The organism is Variovorax sp. ZS18.2.2, assembly GCF_024701975.1.
In the GTDB taxonomy this organism is placed as follows: Bacteria; Pseudomonadota; Gammaproteobacteria; order Burkholderiales; family Burkholderiaceae_C; genus Variovorax.
Genome location: NZ_JANLNM010000008.1, coordinates 32615 through 52293 on the forward strand (window position 1 = coordinate 32615; position 19679 = coordinate 52293).

The following is a 19679-nucleotide window of genomic DNA, read 5'->3' on the forward strand; positions in this document are numbered from 1 at the left end:
CCGTCCCCTGCAAAAGGCCCGCCGCGTGCGGGCCTTTTGCTTTGGGGGCGGCGAGATAATTCCCGCCATGATCAAGCTGTTCGTCGGCCTCGGAAACCCGGGCCCTGAGTACGAAGCCACGCGCCACAACGCGGGCTTCTGGTGGATCGACGCCCTCGCGCGCGACTGGAAACTCAATCTCGTGCCCGAGCGCGGCTACCACGGCCTCGCAGCGCGCGCCAGCATCGGGGGCCAGAGCGTCTGGCTGCTGGAGCCGCAGACCTTCATGAACCTCTCGGGCAAGTCGGTGGCCGCGCTCGCGCGCTTCTTCAAGATCGCGCCGGAAGAAATCCTCGTCGTGCACGACGAGCTCGACGTGGTGCCCGGCCAGGTCAAGCTCAAGTTCGGCGGCAGCCATGCCGGTCACAACGGCCTGCGCGACATCCACGCGCAACTGGGCACCGGCGACTACTGGCGGCTGCGCCTGGGCATCGGGCATCCCGGCGTGAAGTCGGAGGTCATCAACTGGGTGCTCAAGAAGCCGCTGAAGGAACAGCGTGAACTGATCGAGGACGCCATCGTCCGCACGCTGCATGCCGCGCCCGCGCTTGTGGCCGGCGAGATGGAGAAAGCGACCATGGTCATTCACACGAGCAAACCGCCCCGGCCCAAACCGCCGCGGCGGGAGCCCGGCGACGAGGGCACGCCTGCCGCCACCTAGCCGGCAACCGGAGCGCAGGAGGGAGAGAAATAAAAAATGAAGTCGAGAAGAAGAGGAAAGAGGATGGGGAAATTCGGGCTGGCTATGTTTTTAATAGCGGCCTGCGCCTATTCCAACGGCGTGGCGGCCCAGGGTTCCGCAAAGACCTGGCGATGCGGCAGCACCTATTCGGACCGCCCCTGCGAAGGCGGCAAGACGGTGAAGGTGGACGATCCCCGCAGTGATGCGGACCGCCGCGCTGCCGAAGCCGGCGCAAAGAGCAACAGCGCACAGGCCGACAAGCTCGAGCGCTCGCGCCTGTCTCTGGAGAAAGCGGCCTACGACCGCGATCGCCAGGCGGCCCGTGAGGCAAGAAGCGCCGCGCTGGCCGAACGGCGCATGGCCCTGTCCGAGCAGCAAGCCCGTGAGCGCGCCACCAAGGCGGCTGGCGACCCGCGCAAATCGACCATGAGTTTCAACAGCGGCGGATCGGGCAGCAAGTCGGCCGGCGACGCCCCGGCACCCAAGAAAAAGAAGCGGAAATCCCGCGACTCAGACGCCGGCTGAAGAAGAAGGCGAAACCGCCGTCACCTTGATCGCTGTGAGGCGCTGGTACTTCTGCATCAGCGTCTCGCGGCTTTCCACGTGTTCGGGGTTCAGGGGAATGCACGCCACCGGGCAGATCTGCACGCACTGCGGCTCATCGAAGTGGCCGACGCATTCGGTGCACTTGTGCGGATCGATCTCGTAGTACTCCGCGCCCATGTAGATCGCATCGTTCGGGCACTCGGGCTCGCAGACATCGCAGTTGATGCATTCGTCGGTGATCATGAGGGCCATCCCCCGATTATCGGCGGACCGGCAGGGGCATCCGCCCGTGAATGACAAAGGCCACATTCACGGCACATTTGTTGCAGCAGTCAGGTTATGCTGCGCCCCGCCCCATGAGTCTGTTTCTATTCAAGCGCCTCGCCACACTGATCGGCACGTTGATCGGCGCTTCGGTCATCGTTTTCCTCGTGCTCGAGATCCTTCCCGGCAACGCCGCGCAGATGCTCATGGGCCCCGACGCATCGCCTGACGCCGTGGCCGCACTCGCCACCAAGCTCGGCCTCGACCAACCCGCGTGGACCCGCTACTGGCACTGGATCGGCGGCCTCCTCACCGGCAATCTCGGCGACAGCTACGCCTACAGCTCGCCGGTGCTCGACCTCATCCTCGAACGCTTAGCCCTCACGGTGCCGCTCGCGCTGCTGGCCATGACCTTCACCGTGGTCATCGCGCTGCTGGTGGGCGTGACCGCCGCCGCGCGCCACAACAAGCTGGGCGACGTCGGCCTCATGGGCATGGCGCAGGTCGGCATCGCGATCCCGAATTTCTGGTTCGCGATCATGCTGATCCTCGTGTTCTCGGTGCAGCTGCAATGGTTCTCGGCCGGCGGCTTCGAGGGCTGGAGCGAAGGCATCTTCGCGGGCCTCAAGTCGCTGTTGCTGCCCGCGCTGTCGCTGGCGGTGGTGCAGGCGGCGATCCTCGCTCGCATCACGCGTTCGGCGGTGCTCGAGGTGATGCGCGAAGACTTCGTTCGCACCGCGCGCGCCAAGGGCGTGTCGCAGCGCATGGTGCTGTGGACCCATGTGCTGCGCAACGCGATGATCCCGGTCATCACGGTGATGGGCATGCAGTTTTCCGAACTGCTCGCCGGCACCATCGTGGTGGAGAACGTGTTCTACCTGCCGGGCCTCGGCCGCCTGATCTTCCAGGCCATCAGCAACCGCGACCTGATCGTGGTGCGCAACTGCGTGATGCTGCTTGCGGCGCTCGTGGTCATCGTGAACTTTGTGGTCGACGTGCTCTATGCCGTGATCGATCCGCGCATCAAGGCGAGCGACATATGAGCAGCAGCACCGTTGCCGTCCCAAGCGCCGCCGCGCTCAAGGTGCCGGGCTTCTGGCGCCGCGCGCTGCATCACCGCAGCTTCGTCATCGGCGGCGTGCTCACGCTGCTGCTCCTGCTGGCGGCCGCCCTCTCCCTCGTCTGGACACCTTGGTCGCCCTACGAGATGGACATGGCCAACAAGCTCAAACCGCCGACCGGATCGCACTGGCTGGGCACCGACACCTACGGCCGCGACGTGGCCTCGCTGCTGCTCGTGGGCGCGCGCGCGTCCATCCTCGTGGGCGTGATCGCGGTCGGCATCGGCCTCGTGGTCGGCACGGCACTCGGCCTGCTCGCCGCGGCGAAGCGCGGCTGGGTCGAGGAGGCGATCATGCGGCTCACCGACTTCTCGCTCGCGTTTCCCGCCATCCTCTCGGCCATCATGATGACGGCGGTGTTCGGCGCCGGCATCGTCAACGCCATCGTCGCGATCGGCATCTACAACATCCCGACTTTCGCGCGCATCACGCGCGCCTCGGCCAACGCGATCTGGTCGCGTGAGTACATCGCGGCGGCGCGCGCCTGCGGCAAGGGTTCGTTCTCGATCACGATGCAGCACGTGCTGCCGAACATCTCGGCCGTGCTGATCGTGCAGATCACGATCCGCTTCGCCATCGCGATCCTCGCCGAAGCCGCCCTCTCCTATCTCGGCCTCGGCACGCAGCCGCCGCAGCCTTCATGGGGCCGCATGCTCAGCGAAGCGCAGACGATGATGTTCCAGTCGCCCCTGCTCGCCGTGTTCCCCGGCATGGCCATCGCGATGGCGGTGCTGGGCCTGAATCTGCTCGGCGACGGCCTGCGCGACCTGCTCGACCCTCGCCTCGCACGCGCCCGATAGCCGATATGCCCCTCCTCCAAGTCAAGGACCTGCACATCGAACTGCAGACGCAGCGCGGCCCGGCCGAGGCCGTGCGCGGCATCGACTTCACGCTGGAACGCGGCGAAACGCTGGGCATCGTCGGCGAGTCGGGCTGCGGCAAGTCGATCACCGTGATGTCGCTCATGGGCCTGCTGCCCTCGAACGCCAAGGTCACCGGCAGCATCCGCTTCGACGACACCGAACTCGTCGGCCGTGACGAAAGAGACATGTGCCAGATCCGCGGCAACCGCATCGGCATGATCTTCCAGGAGCCCATGACCGCGCTGAACCCAGTGCACACCATCGTGCGCCAGGTCGGCGAGCCGCTGCGACTGCACCGCGGTCTTTCGAAGGCGGAGGCACGCAAGGAAGTGCTGGCGCTGCTCGAGCGCGTGGGCATTCCGGATGCGGCCTCCCGGCTCGATGCCTATCCGCACCAGTTCTCGGGCGGACAGCGACAACGCATCGGCATCGCGATGGCGCTGGCCTGCGGCCCCGACCTGCTGATTGCCGACGAGCCGACCACCGCGCTCGACGTCACGATCCAGAAGCAGATCCTCGAACTCATCCAGGGCCTGGTGGAAGAACGCGGCATGGCACTGATCCTGATCTCGCACGACCTCGGCGTGATCGCGCAGACCGTCTCGAAGATGCTCGTGATGTACGGCGGCAGCGTGGTCGAGAGCGGGCCGACCGAGGCCGTGTTCGCGCGCCGCGCGCATCCGTACACGCAGGGCCTGTTCGCCGCTCGCCCGGCACTCGGCGCGCCGCGCGGCGTGCGCCTGGCCACCATCCGCGGAAGCGTGCCCGAGCTGGTCGACCTGCCGAAGGGCTGCCCGTTCGCGGGCCGCTGCAGCTACACCATCGACGCCTGCCAGACGACGCGCCCACCGGCCACGATGCTGCCGCAGGACCATGCGGTGCGCTGCATCCGCCTCGAAGAAATCGCGACGAAGGTCGCCGTAGCCTCATGAGTGACTCCGCCCTCGCCTCGCCGCTGCTGGAGGTGACCGACCTCGTGCGTCACTACGACCTGCCGCGCGAAAAACTCTTCGGCCCGCCACCGACCGTCAAGGCGCTCAACGGCGTGAGCTTCAAGGTCGAAGCCGGGCGCAGCCTCGGCATCGTTGGCGAATCGGGTTCGGGCAAGTCGACCATTGCGCGTCTCGTGATGGCGCTCGACACGCCCACCTCGGGCAGCGTGAAGTTGCTGGGGCGCGACCTGCACACATTGCCGAAGAGCGAGCTACGCACGGCACGTCGCGATTTCCAGATGGTCTTTCAAGACCCCTACGGTTCGCTCGATCCGCGCCAGACCGTCGCACGCATCGTCGCCGAGCCACTCGAAGCATTGGCCGAGGCATCGCGCAAGGAGCAGCGCGAGCGCGCCGCCGAATCGCTCGCAGCCGTCGGCCTGCGCACCACCGACATGGACAAGTACCCGCACGAGTTCTCGGGCGGGCAGCGCCAACGCATCGCCATCGCGCGTGCGCTCATCACGCGCCCCAAGCTCATCGTTGCCGACGAACCCGTGAGCGCGCTCGACGTGTCGGTGCAGGCCCAGGTGCTCAACCTCATGCAGGACCTGCAGCAGCAGTTCGGCGTGAGCTATCTGCTCATCAGCCACGACCTCGCGGTGGTCAACCACCTGTGCGACGACGTGTGCGTGGTGTGGAAGGGGCTGATCGTCGAACAAGGCCCACCCGGCGAGCTGTTCAGCAACGCACGGCACCCGTACACGCGCACGCTGCTCGATGCAGTGCCACGCACGCCCACCGGCGGCACGCTGCTCACGGCCTGACACTGAAGCGTCGCCCGCCCTTCGTAGGATGAGTGGGTCATAAGCATCTGGTTGCGCGGAGGCACCCGTCTCGCGGATCATGCTTGCCCCGTTCCCCAGGACACCGAGGACACCGCTTCATGCTCCAACGACGCACCCTGCTCGCTACCGGCGCCGCTGCCGCGACATCACTGGCGTTGCCGCTCACCGCCCTCGCGCAAAAGAAAAAAGACACGCTGGTGATCGGCCTCACGCTCGAACCCACGGGCCTCGATCCCACCGCCAAGGCCGGCGCAGAAATCTCCGAAGTGGTGCTCTACAACGTCTTCGAAACCCTCACCAAGATCAACTCCGACGGCAGCGTCACGCCGCTGCTCGCCGAGAGCTGGGAAGTCTCGCCCGACCTGAAGACCTACACCTTCAAGCTCAAGCGCGGCGTGAAGTTCCAGAACGGCGAGCCCTTCAATGCGAGCACCGTGAAGTTCTCGTTCGACCGCGCGGCCGCGGCCAACAGCACCAACAAGGACAAGCGCACCTTCGCCAATATCGCCACGCAGGTGGTCGACGAGCACACGGCGGTGCTGATCACCAAGGAGATCGAGCCCGACCTGCTGTTCCTGCTCGGCCAAGCGTCGGCCATCGTGGTGGAGCCGAAGACGGTGGAGACCAACGCCACCAAGCCCGTCGGTACCGGCCCCTACCGGCTCGACAACTGGGCCAAGGGCTCGACCATCGTGCTCGCCAAGTGGGACGGTTATCGCCACGCCGATGCCGTGCAGATCCGCAAGGTGAGCTTCCGCTTCATCTCCGAGCCGGCCGCGCAGACCACCGCGCTGCTCTCGGGCGACGTCGACCTGTTCCCGCATGCCTCGGTGTCGCGCAGCCTTCCGCAGTTCCAGAACGACAAGCGCTTCCAGGTGGTGTTCAACGCCTCGCGCGGCAAGACCATCCTGGCCATCAACAACAAGCGCAAGCCCCTGGACGACGTGCGCGTGCGCCGCGCCATCTCCGCGGCCATCGACCGCAAGGCCGTCATCGAAGCGGCGGTGGATGGGCGCGGCATTCCGATCGGCAGCCACTACGTGCCGGGCGCGCCGGGCTACATCGACACCACGGGCATCAACGCCTACGACGTGGAGAAGGCGAAGAAGCTCCTGGCCGAGGCCGGCGTGAAGACGCCGCTCGAACTCGAGCTCGTGCTGCCGCCCCCGCCCTATGCGCGGCAGGGTGGCGAGCTCATCGCCGCGCAGCTCGCCAAGGTGGGCATCGTCGCGAAGATCCAGAACGTCGAGTGGGCGCAGTGGATGAGCGGCACCTACGGCAACAGGAACTACGACCTCTCGCTGATCCTGCACGTCGAGCCCTTCGACCTCGTGAACTACACCAAGCCCGAGTACTACTGGGGCTACCAGTCGGCGAAGTTCAACGAGGCCTTCGACAAGGCGCGCAACGCGCCGCGCGCGGCCGAGCGCCTCCGCTACCTCGGCGATGCGCAGCGGCTGCTGGCCGAGGACGCGGCCAACGTGTTCCTGTTCCAGCCGCAGTTCATCACCGTGGCGGGGCGCAACTTGCGCGGTCTCTGGAAGGACTCGCCGATCTTCGTGAACGACATCGCTGCTCTCTACTGGGCCTAGCGGAAGGGCCTGCGCGGCCTCCCGGCATCCGGGTACGTCCCGAGGAAAAACCGCTCCGGGGGCAAGGCGCCAGGCCACCCGCTGCGAGAGAATGATCCGCTGCGCACGTGGCATCTTTCGTGCTGCGTGCCTTGTCTTTCGTGGCGCCGCGCCTCCCTTCGGGGCATGGTGGGCGCCAAACCAGTCATTCGACCCTGGCCGTTTTCCGGAGATACCCACCTATGTTGAACCGTCGCACCCTCCTCACCACCGCCGGCGCCACCGTCGCGCTGGCCACCCCGCTGGCCGGCATGGCCCAAGGGCGGAAGGACGCCATCGTGATCGGCATGGCGCTCGAACCGCCGGGCCTGGACCCGACGGCCGGCGCCGCCGCCGCGATTGCCGAGATCGTGCAATACAACATCCTGGAGACGCTCACCAAGATCAACGCCGACGGCAGCGTCACGCCGCTCCTGGCCGAGAGCTGGGAAATCTCGCCTGATCTCAAGACCTACACCTTCAAGCTGCGGCGCGGCGTGAAGTTCCAGAACGGCGAGCCCTTCAACGCGGCCACCGTCAAGTTCTCGTTCGACCGCGCCGGTGGCGAGAAGAGCACCAACAAGGACAAGCGCACCTTCGCCAACCTCGCGACGCAGGTGGTGGATGACTACACCGTGGTGGTCATCAATAAGGAGATCGATCCCGACCTGCCCTTCGTGCTGGGCCAGGCCACGGCCGTGATAGTCGAGCCAAAGAGCGCTGACGCCAACGCCACCAAGCCCGTCGGCACCGGCCCCTACAAGCTCGACAGCTGGGCCAAGGGCTCGTCGCTCACGCTGAGCAAGTGGGAGGGCTTCCGCAGCCCCGCCACGGCCAAGATCAACAAGGTGACCTTCCGCTTCATCGCCGACACCGCCGCGCAGGCCGCCGCGCTGATGGCGGGCGACGTGGACGTGTTCACGCGCATCGGCACGCGCGTGGTGCCGCAGTTCAAGGCCAACCCGCAGTTCCAGGTGATCCTGGCGGGCTCCCGCGCCAAGACCATCCTGTCGATCAACAACCAGAAGAAGCCGCTGGACGACGTGCGCGTGCGCCGCGCCATCCTCGCGGCCATCGACCGCAAGGCCGTGATCGAGGGCGCCGCCGACGGCCTGGGCGTGGCCATCGGCAGCCACTACGTGCCGGGCGCGGCGGGCTTCGTCGACACCACGGGCGTCAACCCCTTCGACATCGAGAAGGCCAAGAAGCTGCTCGCCGAGGCCGGCGTGAAGACGCCGCTCGAACTCAAGATGACGCTGCCGCCGCCGCCCTACGCGCGCCAGGGCGGCGAGGTGATCGTGGCCCAGCTCGCCAAGATCGGCATCGTGGTGAAGGTGCAGAACGTCGAGTGGGCGCAGTGGCTCAGCGGCACCTACGGCAACAAGGACTACGACCTGTCGATCATTTCGCACGTGGAGCCCTTCGATCTGGGCAACTACGCCAAGTCGGACTACTACTGGGGCTACCAGTCGAAGGCCTTCAACACGCTGTTCGACAAGATCAAGTCCACCGCCAATGCCACCGAGCGCAACAAGCTCCTGGGCGATGCGCAGAAGATGCTGGCCGCCGACGCGGCCAACGGCTTCCTGTACCAGCCGCAGTTCCCGACGATCGCCAAGAAGAACGTCAAGGGCCTCTGGAAAGAGAACCCGATCTTCGTGAACGACCTGTCCGCGCTTTCCTGGGGATGAGCGTCACCGTGTCCGATGCCCCTTTGTTGAGCGACCTGTCCGCGCAGGAGCTCTCGGCCGCGTACCGCGACAAGCGCCTCTCGCCGGTCGAGGTGACGCAGGCCGTGATCGCGCACATCGAGCGCTGGGAGCCGCACCTGCAGGCCACCTGGCTCTTTCGCCCGGAGGCCGCGCTCGAACAGGCGCGCGCGTCGGAAGCGCGCTGGCAGCGCGGCGATGCGTTCGGCCCGCTCGATGGCGTGCCGACCACCATCAAGGAAAACATCGCCACGCGCGGCGACCCGATGCCCGCCGGCACGGCCGCCGTCGACCTGAAGCCCGCGACCGTCGATGCACCGCCGGCCGCGCGCCTGAAGGAAGCCGGCGCGGTGATCGTGAGCAAGACCACCATGCCGGACTACGGCATGTTGTCGTCGGGCCTCTCGAGCTTCCATACGCTCGCGCGCAATCCGTGGGACCTGGGCAAGACGCCGGGCGGCTCCAGCGCCGGTGCGGGCGCCGCGACCGCTGCCGGCTATGGCCCGCTGCACCTGGGCACCGACATCGGCGGGTCGCTGCGGCTGCCCGCGAGCTGGTGCGGCATCTTCACGCTCAAGCCGAGCCTGGGCCGCATTCCGATCGACCCGCCCTACATGGGCCGCGCCGCGGGGCCGATGACCCGCACCGTCGGCGATGCTGCGCTGCTGATGCAGGTGCTCTCCAAACCCGACGCGCGCGACAGCATGAGCCTGCCTGCGCAGGACATCGACTGGGCGGCCTTCGACGTGTCGCCCGATCATCTGCGGGGCCTGCGCATCGGGCTGCTGCTCGACGCGGGCTGCGGCCTCGCGGTCGAGCCGGAGATCCAGACGGCGGTCGAACATGCCGCGCGCCTGTTCGAGAAAGCCGGCGCGATCGTCGAGACCATGCAGCCCTTCATGTCGCAAGCCATGCTCGACGGCATGGACCACCTGTGGCGCATGCGCTCGCTGGTGGACATGAAGGCCCTGCGCGCCGACCAGCGCGCCAAGGTGCTGCCGTATATCCGCGAATGGGCCGAGAGCGCGGCCGAGTTCAGCGGCGAGCATGTGTTCCGCAGCTTCAGCCAGTTCCATGCGACGCGCGTGGCGGCGGTGCAAGCGTGCGCGCGCTTCGACTACGTGATCTCGCCCGTGTCGCCGAACATGCCCGCAGCGGCCGAGGCGCCTTCGCCGACCAACGATCCGCTGCGGCCGCTGGAGCACATCGGCTTCACGGTGCCATTCAACATGTCGGAGCAACCGGCGTCGTCGGTGAACTGCGGGTATTCGGCGGGCGGGATGCCGATCGGGCTGCAGATCGCTGGACACCGGTTCGACGATCTCGGCGTGCTGCGCGTGTCGCGCGCGTTCGAGCAGATTCGCGAGGCGCAGCGGCCCTGGCCTGTGGTGCCTTCGCGCTAGGAGGCGCGTTGGCGTTGTTCGGGCCGGCGCTCGCGCCCCCGAACACTCTCGACTCAGGTCGCCGCGTAGCGCCCCGGCTTGTGGTTGATCCACAAGAAGAGCCCCATCACCACCGCAGCCAGCACCGACCACCCCACGCGCTGCGGTGGAATCACGAACAGCGCGAGCAGCACCACCGTGCAGTCGACGCCGATCTGCACCTTGCCGGCTGGCCAGCCGCGCTTTTCCTGCAGGTACAGCGTCAGCACCGTCGCGCCCCCGAGGCTGGCGCGATGGCGCGCGAGGAACAGGCAGCCCGTGCCCAGCAGCAGGCCACCGAACACCGCGGCAAAAGCCGGGTGCAGTGAATCGATCGACAGATAGCGCGGCGCCCAGTCGGTCATCACCGACAGCAACGCGATCGCCGAGAAGGTCTTGAGCGTGAAAGCCCGGCCCATGTGGCGCCAGGCGAACCAGTAGAACGGCAGGTTCACCAGGAAGAACAGTTTGCCGAAGCTCACGCCGGTCGCGTAGTGCAGAAGGAACGCGACGCCCGCCGTGCCGCCCGTGAGCAGGCCCGCCTGGCCGAACAGCATCATGGCGATGGCGACGAACAAGGTGCCCGAAAAGATCGCTTGGGCGTCGTCGAAGCGGGAATGGCGCAGCAGATCCGGCAGGTTGTTGGGTTGTGGCGCGTCCATGGCGGGGGTGACGCAAATCCCGCGCCACCCCGGGGCGCCTCACACCAGATGGGTGGCCAGCATCTCGCGGGCGCGGGTCACGAACCCCGTCTCGCCCCGGCGTCCGGGCAGGAGCTGGAACGCCACCTTGGGCAAGGCCGGCAGCCCGTGCGGCGCGGCCAGCCGGGTCACGCCTTCGCACACCGCCGATTCGTTCAGACACGCGACCCCCAGCCCCGCGGCCAGCGCCGACTGCAACCCCGCCACGCCCGACGCGACGTGAGCGAGCACATACGGCACGCGCCGCCGCCGCAACAGCGCCACGGTGAACTGGTGCAGCGAGCAGGTGTCCGGCAGCGCCAGCAGCCGCACCGGCTCGCCCCGCGCCACGCGCAGGCCGGTGGCACCCAGCCACGCGAGCGATTCGCGCCGGATGAGCGAGGCCTTGGCGCCCTGCGTCGAGGAGGACGACGATGCACCCGCGATGTCCATCGCCAGGCCGACGTCGAAGTCGCCGTGCGCATAGGCGACCCGCAGCGCGTCGCTCTTCAGGATGCTCACGTTCAGCCGCACCTGCGGATAGCTTTCGCCCAGGCGGCCCAGCAACTGCGTGAGATCGCCGGGGCGGAAGTAGTCGGTTACGGCGACCCGCAATTCGCCCTGCAGCGTTTCGCCGTGCAGGTCGCGAAAGGCCTCGTCGCTGAGCGCGAGGATGCGCCGCGCGTACGCCAGCAGCCGCGTGCCCGCCTCGGTGGGCGCGACGCCAGCCTTGCTGCGCGTGAGCAGCGACTGGCCCGCCCGCTCCTCGAGCTTGCGCATCTGCTCGCTGACGGACGACTGCGAGAGGAACACGCGAGGGGCGGCCGCCGTGAGGCTGCCCGCGTCGATCACGGCCGCCAGCGTGCGAAGTTGTTCGAGGTCGAAGCTTTGCATGGCCTTATCCATCCGTTTATCCGATGGATTCCATCATATATTCCCGCTTTTCCGATGACCATCGGAATTCCAAAATCACTCCATCGTTCATTCATTTCACAGGAGTCCACCATGCCCCACATCGTTGTCCACCTCTCCGGCGAACCCGACACCGCCCTCACCCGCAAGACCGTCGACACCGTCGCCGAGCTCACCCAAAGCGTGCTCGGCAAGCAGCTGCCAGTGATCGCCATCACCGTGCAATACATCGCCGCCGACGCCTGGTTCATCGGCGGCCAGACGCTGGCATCGCTGGGCAAGTCGGCCTTTCACCTGGACATCAGCATCACCGACGAAACCAACACCAAGGCCGAGAAGGCGCGCTACCTGCGCGAGGTGCATGCGGCCATGACGAAGATCCGGCCGGACCTGCACGAGGTGTCGTACATCCACGTGATCGACGCGCGCGGCGCGGCCTACGGCTACGGCGGAAAGACCCAGGAATACCGCCACCAGCAGGCCGGGGTTTGAACCCTTCGCGGGGGCATGGCACCATGCCGTCATGCCCTCCGCAACCTCGCACGCCGACAGCCTCGGCAATCCGCTCACCCTCGACGACCCCGCCAGCCTCGCGCTGGTCGACGACTTCGTCATGGGCTTCATCTCGACCGAATCGCGCGCCGTCAACCTCATCGCGCTGGCCGACACCGATGCGAGCCCCATCGTGCAGGCGTACTGCGCCACGCTGCACCTCTTTGCTGAATCGCGCGATGCCGTGGCCAACGCGCGGCCGTTTCTCGCGAAGGCCCGTGCCGGCGCCGCGTGCGCCACACCGCGCGAGCAGCGCTACATCGCGGCCATCGAGGCGTGGGCGGACGGCGACATCGCCCGCGCCATCGCGCTGCACGCGGAGCAGGCACACGAATTTCCGCGCGATCTCGTCTCGGTCAAGCTGGGCCAGTACCACTGCTTCAACACCGGCGACTGCCCCGGCATGCTGCGGCTCGCGCTCGCGGTGCTTCCTTCGGCGGCCGACGTAGCCTACGTGCACGGCATGGCCGCCTTCGGCTACGAGCAGTGCCACCTGATGCGCGAGGCCGAGGCCAGCGCGCGGCTGGCCATCGCCATGTGCCGCAAGGAGCCCTGGGCACACCACGCACTCGCGCATGTGATGCTCACCGAAGGCCGGCTCGCCGAAGGGCTGGCGTTCATGGAAAGCGTGAGCGACACCTGGATCGGCCTGAACTCCTTCATGGTCACGCACAACTGGTGGCACGTGGCGCTGTTCCTGATCGACCTGGGCCGCGACGCCGAAGCGCTCGCGGTGTACGACGAGCATGCATGGGGCGTGGTCAAGGACTACTCGCAGGACCAGATCGGCGCCGTCTCGCTGCTCGCGCGCCTGGAGCTCGCGGGCATCGACGTGGGTGCGCGCTGGAACGACGTGGCCGGTTACCTGCTGCAGCGCCAGGCCGACCACGTGCTGCCTTTTCTCGATCTGCAATACCTCTACGGCCTCGCACGCGCCGGACGGCCCGAGGCCGATGCGCTGCTGCACAACATCGAGGCGTTCGCACCCAACGCACCGCCCTCGACGCGCGCCGCATGGCAGCGCGTCTGCGTGCCGGCCGCGCACGGGCTCGTGGCCCATGCGCGCGGCGATTTCTCAGCCGCCATCGATGGCCTGGGCGTCGCGCTGCCGCGCATGATCGAGATCGGCGGCAGCCATGCGCAGCGCGATCTTTTCGAGCAGGTGTACCTCGATGCATTGATACGCACCGGCAGCGAGTCCACGCTCGCGGCGGCGCAGGGCATCTTGCAGCAGCAGCTCAACGGCCAGCCCGAGTCGCTGCGGCTGCGGCGACAGGCGGGGGCCGTTTATGCGCGGCTGGGCCTCGGGCAACTCGCTGCGGGAGTCACCTGAGCGCGCGTGCGCTCAGTCCTCGTTCTTCTTGAGGTGCCGCGTCTGGTCGTAAGTCGGCTGCGGCGGCAGGTCGGCGAGGTGGCGCGTGTCGGCCCATTCGACAATCTCGATCGCATCCGGCGCGGCCGGATCGGCGATGCGGATGCGGTTGAAGCCCGCATTGGGAATGTCGCTCTGGCGCGGCCCGCTGAGGCTCAGCCCCTTCGCGGTGCGCCACACCATGTCGAGCACGCCGCCGTGGGTGACGACGATCAGGTGCTGTCCCTTGTGGGCGGTGGCGATGGTGCCGAGCGCCGCGACGATGCGCGCATGAAACTCGCGCGCCGTCTCGCCCTCGGGCATCGCGTGGTCTTCGCGGAACTCCAGCCACTCTTCCCACGCGCGCGGATGCAGGCTCTGGATCTCGTCGGAGCGCATGCCCTCGACGATGCCGAAGTACTGCTCCCGCAATCCCGCCGAGGTGACCACCGGCAGCGACAACTGCAGCGCCGCCGGGGCGGCCGTCTGCTGGGCGCGCATGAGGTCGCTGCTGATCAGGTGCTGTGCCGTTTCGCCCGCCAGGCGCAGGCCGATGCGCCTGGCCTGTTCATGGCCGATGTCGTTGAGCGGCACATCCGCATGCCCCTGGAAGCGCAGTTCGCGGTTCCAGGCGGTTTCGCCGTGACGGATCAGGATGAGGTCGGTGGTGGTGTCGGGTTTGGGCGTTGGCATTGCCGCCCATTTTCCACCGTGCGCGTGACGCTCAGGTTTTTGCGGCCGCCAGTTGTTGCACGGCCGCCACCGCTTCGCTTGCGAAGCCCAGGCCCGTGCCCATGCCGACGCGCGCGGGCGACGGCGTGAGCAGCGCCAGCACCCAGACGATCACGAAGCCGCCGACGATGGCGCAGATCACCACCACCGCGGTGTACGCAATGGCCTTGTCGAGCGGGCACTTCATCAGCACCGGCAGGCCCAGGTAGATCAGGTAGATGCCGTAGAGCGCCGCCACCCCGCCCAGCACCGACAGCGAAGGCAGCAGGCTGAAGATGCCGCCGACAAAGCCCGCCGTGCTCGCATAGGCCGAGAGTTTGAGTGCGCCGATCTGGCTCTTGGTGCCTTCGAAGGTCGGCGCCATGGCGTCGATGATGAGCGCCAGCACGAACACCATCACCAGCGACAGCACGTAGCCCACGATCATGTGGGCGAGCCCCGCGACGATCGGCACGCGGAAGTTCACGCCGAAGACACCGAGGCCGACCACCGAGAGGCCGATGAAACTCGCCACCGCTGGAATCAGCGCGAGGATCATCACGTAGTTCTTGTAGAGCGAAGCGGCATCGGCCGGCTCCGCGTCGATCACTGGCCAGGTGGCCTTGGGTTTGAGCAGGATGTCCTGCACGCGTTGAACCAGGTTCATTTGTTGTCCTCGACATGAAGCAAAAAACGGAAACGGGAGAGGCGCGCGCGGGGTGCGTCGTGCAGCGCCGGAAAGTATGTCGATCAAGACCCTCAATGGCTGCTGGCCATGAAGCCTATGCCGTGACCTATGCCGTGATCTATACCGTTCCGCCGGCTTGCCGCGATCGCGCAAAATCGCCCCATGCCCCAACTTGTCCTGCTGCCCGGCCTCGCCTGCGACGAGCGCCTCTGGGAGGCCCAGCGGCCTGCCCTTCCCTCCGCCTTCGACGCCCGCGTGAGCGACGTCCAGACGCGCAACGACACCGTCGAAACCATGGCCGCGGCCGTGCTGCGCGAGCACGCGGGGCCGCTGGTGCTCTGCGGTGCCTCGATGGGCGGCATGGTCGCGATGGAGGCGGCCCGCCAGGCACCCGAACGCATCGCCGGGCTCGCCCTGCTCGGCACCAGCGCGCGGCCCGAGACGCCCGAGATGTTCACGCTGCGCGAAGGCGCCATCGAACTCTTCGAACGCGGCGAGGCACGCGACGTGATCGAGGCGAATGTCTATTTCGCCTTCCATCCCACGCAAGCCGACGACCCGGTGCTGGTGCGGCGCTATCTCGACATCGTGCTCGATGCCGGTACGGCCCAGCTCATTGCCCAGAACCGCGCGGTGATGCGGCGCCCCGATGCGCGCACCCACCTGGCCTCGCTTCGCGCGCCGGTGTTGTTGATGTGCGGCGACGACGACAAGCTCGCGCCGCCCGAGCACACGCGCGAGATGGCGGAACTGCTGCCGCAGGCCGAGGTCGTGTGGGTGCCGCAGTGCGGCCACATGCTGACGATGGAGAAGCCCGATTTCGTCAACGCGGCGTTGAACGCCTGGCTCGCGAAGACCTTTCCGTCGGCCTGAAGAGGCTCGGCGCTTCAGCGCTCAGTGCAGCTGGCCGCCGGTCTCGGCCACGTCCTGCTTCACCGCGAGCGCGGTGGCGACCGCGATGCGCAGCGCCTCGGTCATCGTGGCGAGCGACATGCTCGGCGCACCCGGAAAACGCGCCGCCTGCTCCGGCAGGTAGGGAATGTGGATGAAGCCACCGCGCAGGCCCGGCAAACCGGATACCGGATGCGTCGCGATGCGGTGCATCAGCCCGTAGAAGATGTGGTTGCAGACGAAGGTGCCCGCGCTGTTCGACACCGAAGACGGAATGCCGGCCGCGCGCAGGTCGCGCACGATGGCCTTGATCGGCAACGTCGAGAAATAGGCAGCGGGCGCGCCCGGCACCACCGGCAGGTCGATCGGCTGGTGGCCCGCGTTGTCGGCGATGCGCCCGTCGTCGATGTTGATCGCGATGCGCTCGGGCGTGATCTCCGAGCGCCCGCCGGCCTGGCCGACGCAAAGCACCAGTTGCGGTTTCAGTTCGTCCATGGCGCTCGCGAGCGCCTCGATGGCGTCGCCGAAGACGCAAGGCATCTGGCGCGCATGCACCGTGGCGCGGCCGATCTTCGCGCCGTCGAGTGCGCGCACAGCCTCCCATGACGGGTTGATGGCTTCGCGGTCGAACGGGTCGAAGCCGGTGAGCAATACACGCAACGGCGGGGAGGATCTGGGCGACTTCGGCTGGGTCATGGGTCCGAAGGTACCGCAGAAACCCTTCCAGGCGGGTGTTGCTATTTCTTGGGCGCCAGGTCGAGTGGGCTTGCGGGCAGGTCGCTGCGCCGCGTCTTCGGCTTCTCTTCGATCTTGCAGCCGCTGTCCTGGAACGGGCCGGACAGCCGGTCCCAGTCGGAGTTGATGACCTGCTGATAGCACACGACTTTGCCGCTCTCCTTGTGCTTGAACAGATAGAACCCGCCGACCGGTTGGGCCAGCGCGATGTTGCAGGCGGCAACGCTACCGAGGATGAATGCGAGGGCTGCGAATTTCATGGTCTTCTTCCTGGAGATCAAGGTGCGGACGACGTTGCCAGGCTTTTCGCCACCGCAAAAATCAGATTGCGGGACTGCGCGACGATCTTGTCGCGATTGGCCTCGAAGCCCGCACTGGTGACTCCGCTTGGCGTCTGCATGGTCGGCGTGTGAATATGGCCTGCCGGAATGGTGAGCCCAAAAATGTCGCGCATCAAGGTGTTGCGATAGGCACTGGCATTGGAGAGATAGTTGCCTCCGCCGCCATTGAGCGCGCAGTTGGTTTCCAGGGGGCTTGGTCTGGCAGCCGCCTGGGCGACGCCATACGCTTCGAAGTACTTTTGGAGCGCGGCCGGTTTGTCCGCCGTCGAGGCTGCGTAGTAGGCGTCGAGGGCCGCCTTTTCGTTGGCCTTGGCCAGGTTGTAAGCCGCTTCCGTGTCCGAGGCTGCCTGGGTGCACGGGCCGACGTCATAGTCGTCATTCCGGGCCACCGCCCAACCGCCCCCCTCCAGGTCCGCACCGGTCTTGGCCTCGATGAGCTGCTGAAACGGCAAGGTTGCGGCGATGAATTGCGGCGGTGCATCCCTTCTCCACGGAGTGGGCGAATAGCCCAGCCATCGTTGTGGTGGATTGATGTCGCACTCGAGCGTCGCAGGGAGACCGTCGCCTTCGCAGGGCGGGTTCAAGTTGTCGTTGCCGACAAAATTCGCGAAGTGATAGCGCCCGTTGTAGTGCTCCAGGTCGAAACTGGAACGGCCTTGGCTCATGGTGACGGACGCATCGACGCGCTTGCTGCCGGGCTTGAACCAGGGCCCCAGCGTGTCCTCCTGCATGCCGGCGATGAAGGGGCCGTAGTTGACGGGCAGGATGAAGGTGTGGATCACCGCTGTGGTGCCGTCGGCCAGCGCCACGGTATTGCCGTCCAGCGACAGGATGGTCGCCCCCGAAGGATTGCCCTTGAGCATCCCCAACTGTCCGTCCTTGCCGGCGGCGCCCAGTGTGAATGGATCAAAGCCGCTCACAAGAATGCGCTTGTACTGCGGCCCCTCGGGGAAATCGATGGCGTACTGGCCGCGCGAGGCGCGTTCGAACTCGTTCTGCAATGCGGCGCGCTGGTCGTCCGAGAGAGGGAAGTCGGGCTTCCACTGGCGCAGCGCCAGCGTCATGGTGAGGCGCGCCCAATACAACATGCGGTCGTCGCTCTTGGACAAGGTGCCCTGCACGACGCGCCCCTGAACGCGGTCCAGCGCCGCCTGCCAGAGCTTCACGCCCTCGCTCTTGAGCAGCGTCACCGCCTCGTCGTAGCTCGATGCGCCGGCCATGCCGTTGTTGCACAGCTTCGCGGCAAAGTCGGGGCCGAACTTGTCGAATCCGCTGGCCTGCAGGAGCTGCTGCGAGAAGCTCAGCGCGTCGCTGCTTGCGAGCTTGTTGGGCAGGCGTTGTTCCTCGTAGGACGCCGCCACGGTGGTGTCCATCGCGCACTTGGCCTGAACCGGTGGCGGTGGCGGCGGACTCGTCGTCGGTGGCTGCGCAGGAGGCGGTGGCGTGCTTCCGGCAGCAGCAGCAGCAGCGGCCGCCGCCATGGCCGCGAGCGTGGCCGGATCGGCCCCGCCGCCTCCGCCCCCACCGCCGCAACTGGCAAGCGCCAGGGCGCAGACACCGAGCGCGGCGCCCGTCTGGAGCCGCCGCCGTGTGGTCTTCGTTTTCTTCATCTCTTCCCTTCCCTGCTCGGGTGACGTGAAAGCCGGGTGCGCCCACTGGCACGACTTCTGCAACCGCCGATGTGAAGGCGGCGGTTGCAGAGGGCGGGTTGCACCTCTCTGTGTGTGTGACGGCTTTATGAAAACATGGCGCCTCGGTGGCTGTCGAACGAGTTTTTGTTGAAGAGGCCGATAAAAAAAATTCGCAAGGCACCCGGACGCAGGGAGAGACTCATCCATGAACACCCGATTTCTGGAAACGCTCGTGATGCTCGACCGGCTCAAGAGCTTTCGCGAGACCGCGCAGATGCTCTGCACGACGCAGGCGGCCGTGTCCAAGCGCATCGAGGCGCTGGAAGAAGAGCTGGGCGTGCTGCTGGTCGACCGCACGCAGCGCACTCTCAAGCTCACGATCCTCGGCGAGCAGGTGGTGCGCCAGGCCGAGCAGATGCTTGCGCTCGAAAAGCAGCTCAAGCTCTCGGTGCACCCCGACGCACCACCGTCCGGGCGGGTGCGCATCGGCGTCATCGAGACGGTGGTCCACACCTGGCTCACGCCGCTGATCCACATGCTGAGCGAGCGGCTGCCGGCCATCGAGCCCGACATCACGGTGGACACGGCGCACAACCTGCGCGACCAGTTCCGGCGCCGCAAGTTCGACCTGATGATCCAGAACGACGACATCGCGGACGTGGCGAACGACGGCGAGTCGACAGTCACCTCGCTGTGCCGCTTTCCGATGCTGTGGGTAGCACGCCCCGCCGTGCTGCCGAAAGCGCGCACCCTGCAACTGGAAGACCTGGAACGCGTGCCGGTTCTCACCTTCTCCAGGACCTCGGGGCCGCGCGCGCATGTCAGCGCGCTGTTCGTCGGGCGCGCCGCGGAGCCGCGCGTGTGCAGCTTTCCCTCGGTGCAGTCGATCATCCAGCTCACGAAGGGCGGCTTCGGCGTGGCGGCGATCCCGCCGATCTTCGTGAGGAAGGAGCTGGCCGAGGGCTACCTCGAAATTCGCGACGGTCCCGCGCTGCCGCCCATGGTGATCACACTGGCCCATGCGCGCGGCACGGCGCCGGCAGTGCATGCGGTCGCCAAGCTCACGCGCGCCATCGTGGCCGACTACTGCGCCGAAGCGGGAGAAGAATGGGTGAGCGCGCTGTCGCCCGACCCGTTGCCTTGAAGACGCGT

Annotated in this window: 21 protein-coding genes; 13 read left to right on the top strand and 8 right to left on the bottom strand. The window is 67.0% G+C overall.

Annotated elements, in window-relative coordinates:
- The first annotated feature begins 67 nt into the window (after positions 1-67).
- Both pth and NU688_RS25620 read left to right on the top strand, forming a co-directional pair.
- Positions 68-700, top strand: a complete 633-nt coding sequence (pth, locus tag NU688_RS25615) for an aminoacyl-tRNA hydrolase (protein ID WP_257863648.1) — start codon at positions 68-70, stop codon at positions 698-700.
- A gap of 36 nt (positions 701-736) precedes the next feature.
- Positions 737-1246: a hypothetical protein gene (locus NU688_RS25620; protein ID WP_257863649.1), complete on the top strand. Its 510-nt coding sequence runs from the start codon at positions 737-739 to the stop codon at positions 1244-1246.
- Here NU688_RS25620 and NU688_RS25625 read toward each other — a convergent pair.
- On the bottom strand, positions 1232-1519 hold the full coding sequence (locus NU688_RS25625; RefSeq protein ID WP_093438640.1) for a YfhL family 4Fe-4S dicluster ferredoxin: 288 nt from the start codon (positions 1517-1519) through the stop codon (positions 1232-1234). The genes NU688_RS25620 and NU688_RS25625 overlap by 15 nt on opposite strands.
- A 104-nt stretch (positions 1520-1623) precedes the next feature.
- Here NU688_RS25625 and NU688_RS25630 point away from each other — a divergent pair, with 104 nt between their 5' ends.
- From NU688_RS25630 to NU688_RS25660, 7 genes are all read left to right on the top strand, one after another.
- Entirely contained in the window at positions 1624-2574 is a 951-nt protein-coding gene (locus NU688_RS25630; RefSeq protein ID WP_257863650.1) for an ABC transporter permease, read from the top strand.
- Positions 2571-3452 (top strand): ABC transporter permease, encoded by an 882-nt coding sequence (locus NU688_RS25635; protein ID WP_257863651.1) that lies wholly within the window; start codon positions 2571-2573, stop codon positions 3450-3452. The genes NU688_RS25630 and NU688_RS25635 overlap by 4 nt, the downstream gene beginning before the upstream one ends.
- A gap of 5 nt (positions 3453-3457) precedes the next feature.
- A complete protein-coding gene (locus tag NU688_RS25640; protein WP_257863652.1) occupies positions 3458-4447 on the top strand; it encodes an ABC transporter ATP-binding protein in 990 nt (329 codons plus the stop codon).
- Entirely contained in the window at positions 4444-5274 is an 831-nt protein-coding gene (locus NU688_RS25645; RefSeq protein ID WP_257863653.1) for an ATP-binding cassette domain-containing protein, read from the top strand. Before NU688_RS25640 ends, NU688_RS25645 begins: the two co-directional genes overlap by 4 nt.
- A gap of 119 nt (positions 5275-5393) precedes the next feature.
- Entirely contained in the window at positions 5394-6887 is a 1494-nt protein-coding gene (locus tag NU688_RS25650) for an ABC transporter substrate-binding protein (protein WP_257863654.1), read from the top strand.
- A gap of 221 nt (positions 6888-7108) precedes the next feature.
- Positions 7109-8596 (top strand): ABC transporter substrate-binding protein, encoded by a 1488-nt coding sequence (locus NU688_RS25655; RefSeq protein ID WP_257863655.1) that lies wholly within the window; start codon positions 7109-7111, stop codon positions 8594-8596.
- The gene (locus NU688_RS25660; RefSeq protein WP_257863656.1) at positions 8593-10017 is read left to right on the top strand and encodes an amidase; all 1425 of its coding nucleotides are present in this window, start codon (positions 8593-8595) and stop codon (positions 10015-10017) included. Before NU688_RS25655 ends, NU688_RS25660 begins: the two co-directional genes overlap by 4 nt.
- A 53-nt stretch (positions 10018-10070) precedes the next feature.
- Here the strand turns inward: NU688_RS25660 and NU688_RS25665 are convergent, their stop codons facing one another.
- Complete coding sequence (locus NU688_RS25665) at positions 10071-10697, bottom strand: YitT family protein (RefSeq protein ID WP_257863658.1); 627 nt, start codon at positions 10695-10697, stop codon at positions 10071-10073.
- Positions 10698-10736: 39 nt separating this feature from the next.
- Positions 10737-11609, bottom strand: a complete 873-nt coding sequence (locus NU688_RS25670) for a LysR substrate-binding domain-containing protein (RefSeq protein ID WP_257863659.1) — start codon at positions 11607-11609, stop codon at positions 10737-10739.
- Between the two features lie 111 nt (positions 11610-11720).
- Here NU688_RS25670 and NU688_RS25675 point away from each other — a divergent pair, with 111 nt between their 5' ends.
- Both NU688_RS25675 and NU688_RS25680 read left to right on the top strand, forming a co-directional pair.
- Positions 11721-12119 carry a 4-oxalocrotonate tautomerase gene (locus NU688_RS25675; RefSeq protein WP_257863660.1) on the top strand — a complete coding sequence of 133 codons (399 nt, stop codon included), beginning with the start codon at positions 11721-11723 and terminating at the stop codon, positions 12117-12119.
- Between the two features lie 31 nt (positions 12120-12150).
- Positions 12151-13512, top strand: a complete 1362-nt coding sequence (locus NU688_RS25680) for a tetratricopeptide repeat protein (RefSeq protein WP_257863661.1) — start codon at positions 12151-12153, stop codon at positions 13510-13512.
- 12 nt (positions 13513-13524) lie between these two features.
- On the opposite strand, the gene NU688_RS25685 is transcribed toward NU688_RS25680, so the two are convergent.
- Both NU688_RS25685 and NU688_RS25690 read right to left on the bottom strand, forming a co-directional pair.
- Entirely contained in the window at positions 13525-14223 is a 699-nt protein-coding gene (locus NU688_RS25685; protein ID WP_257863662.1) for a histidine phosphatase family protein, read from the bottom strand.
- 31 nt (positions 14224-14254) lie between these two features.
- A complete protein-coding gene (locus tag NU688_RS25690; protein ID WP_257863663.1) occupies positions 14255-14908 on the bottom strand; it encodes a Yip1 family protein in 654 nt (217 codons plus the stop codon).
- A 183-nt stretch (positions 14909-15091) separates the two neighbouring features.
- Between NU688_RS25690 and NU688_RS25695 the strand changes: the two genes are divergently transcribed.
- Positions 15092-15802: an alpha/beta fold hydrolase gene (locus tag NU688_RS25695; protein WP_257863664.1), complete on the top strand. Its 711-nt coding sequence runs from the start codon at positions 15092-15094 to the stop codon at positions 15800-15802.
- A gap of 21 nt (positions 15803-15823) precedes the next feature.
- Here NU688_RS25695 and pcp read toward each other — a convergent pair whose 3' ends face one another.
- The 3 genes from pcp to NU688_RS25710 are packed head-to-tail and all read right to left on the bottom strand — an operon-like array spanning position 15824 to position 18269.
- The gene (gene pcp, locus NU688_RS25700) at positions 15824-16516 is read right to left on the bottom strand and encodes a pyroglutamyl-peptidase I (protein ID WP_257863665.1); all 693 of its coding nucleotides are present in this window, start codon (positions 16514-16516) and stop codon (positions 15824-15826) included.
- A gap of 41 nt (positions 16517-16557) precedes the next feature.
- Positions 16558-16815 (bottom strand): hypothetical protein, encoded by a 258-nt coding sequence (locus NU688_RS25705; protein ID WP_257863666.1) that lies wholly within the window; start codon positions 16813-16815, stop codon positions 16558-16560.
- 17 nt (positions 16816-16832) lie between these two features.
- Positions 16833-18269, bottom strand: coding sequence for a hypothetical protein (locus tag NU688_RS25710; RefSeq protein ID WP_257863667.1), 1437 nt, complete (start codon positions 18267-18269; stop codon positions 16833-16835).
- Positions 18270-18732: 463 nt separating this feature from the next.
- On the opposite strand from NU688_RS25710, the gene NU688_RS25715 reads away from it, so the two are divergent.
- Entirely contained in the window at positions 18733-19671 is a 939-nt protein-coding gene (locus tag NU688_RS25715; RefSeq protein ID WP_257863668.1) for a LysR family transcriptional regulator, read from the top strand.
- Positions 19672-19679: the final 8 nt, after the last annotated feature.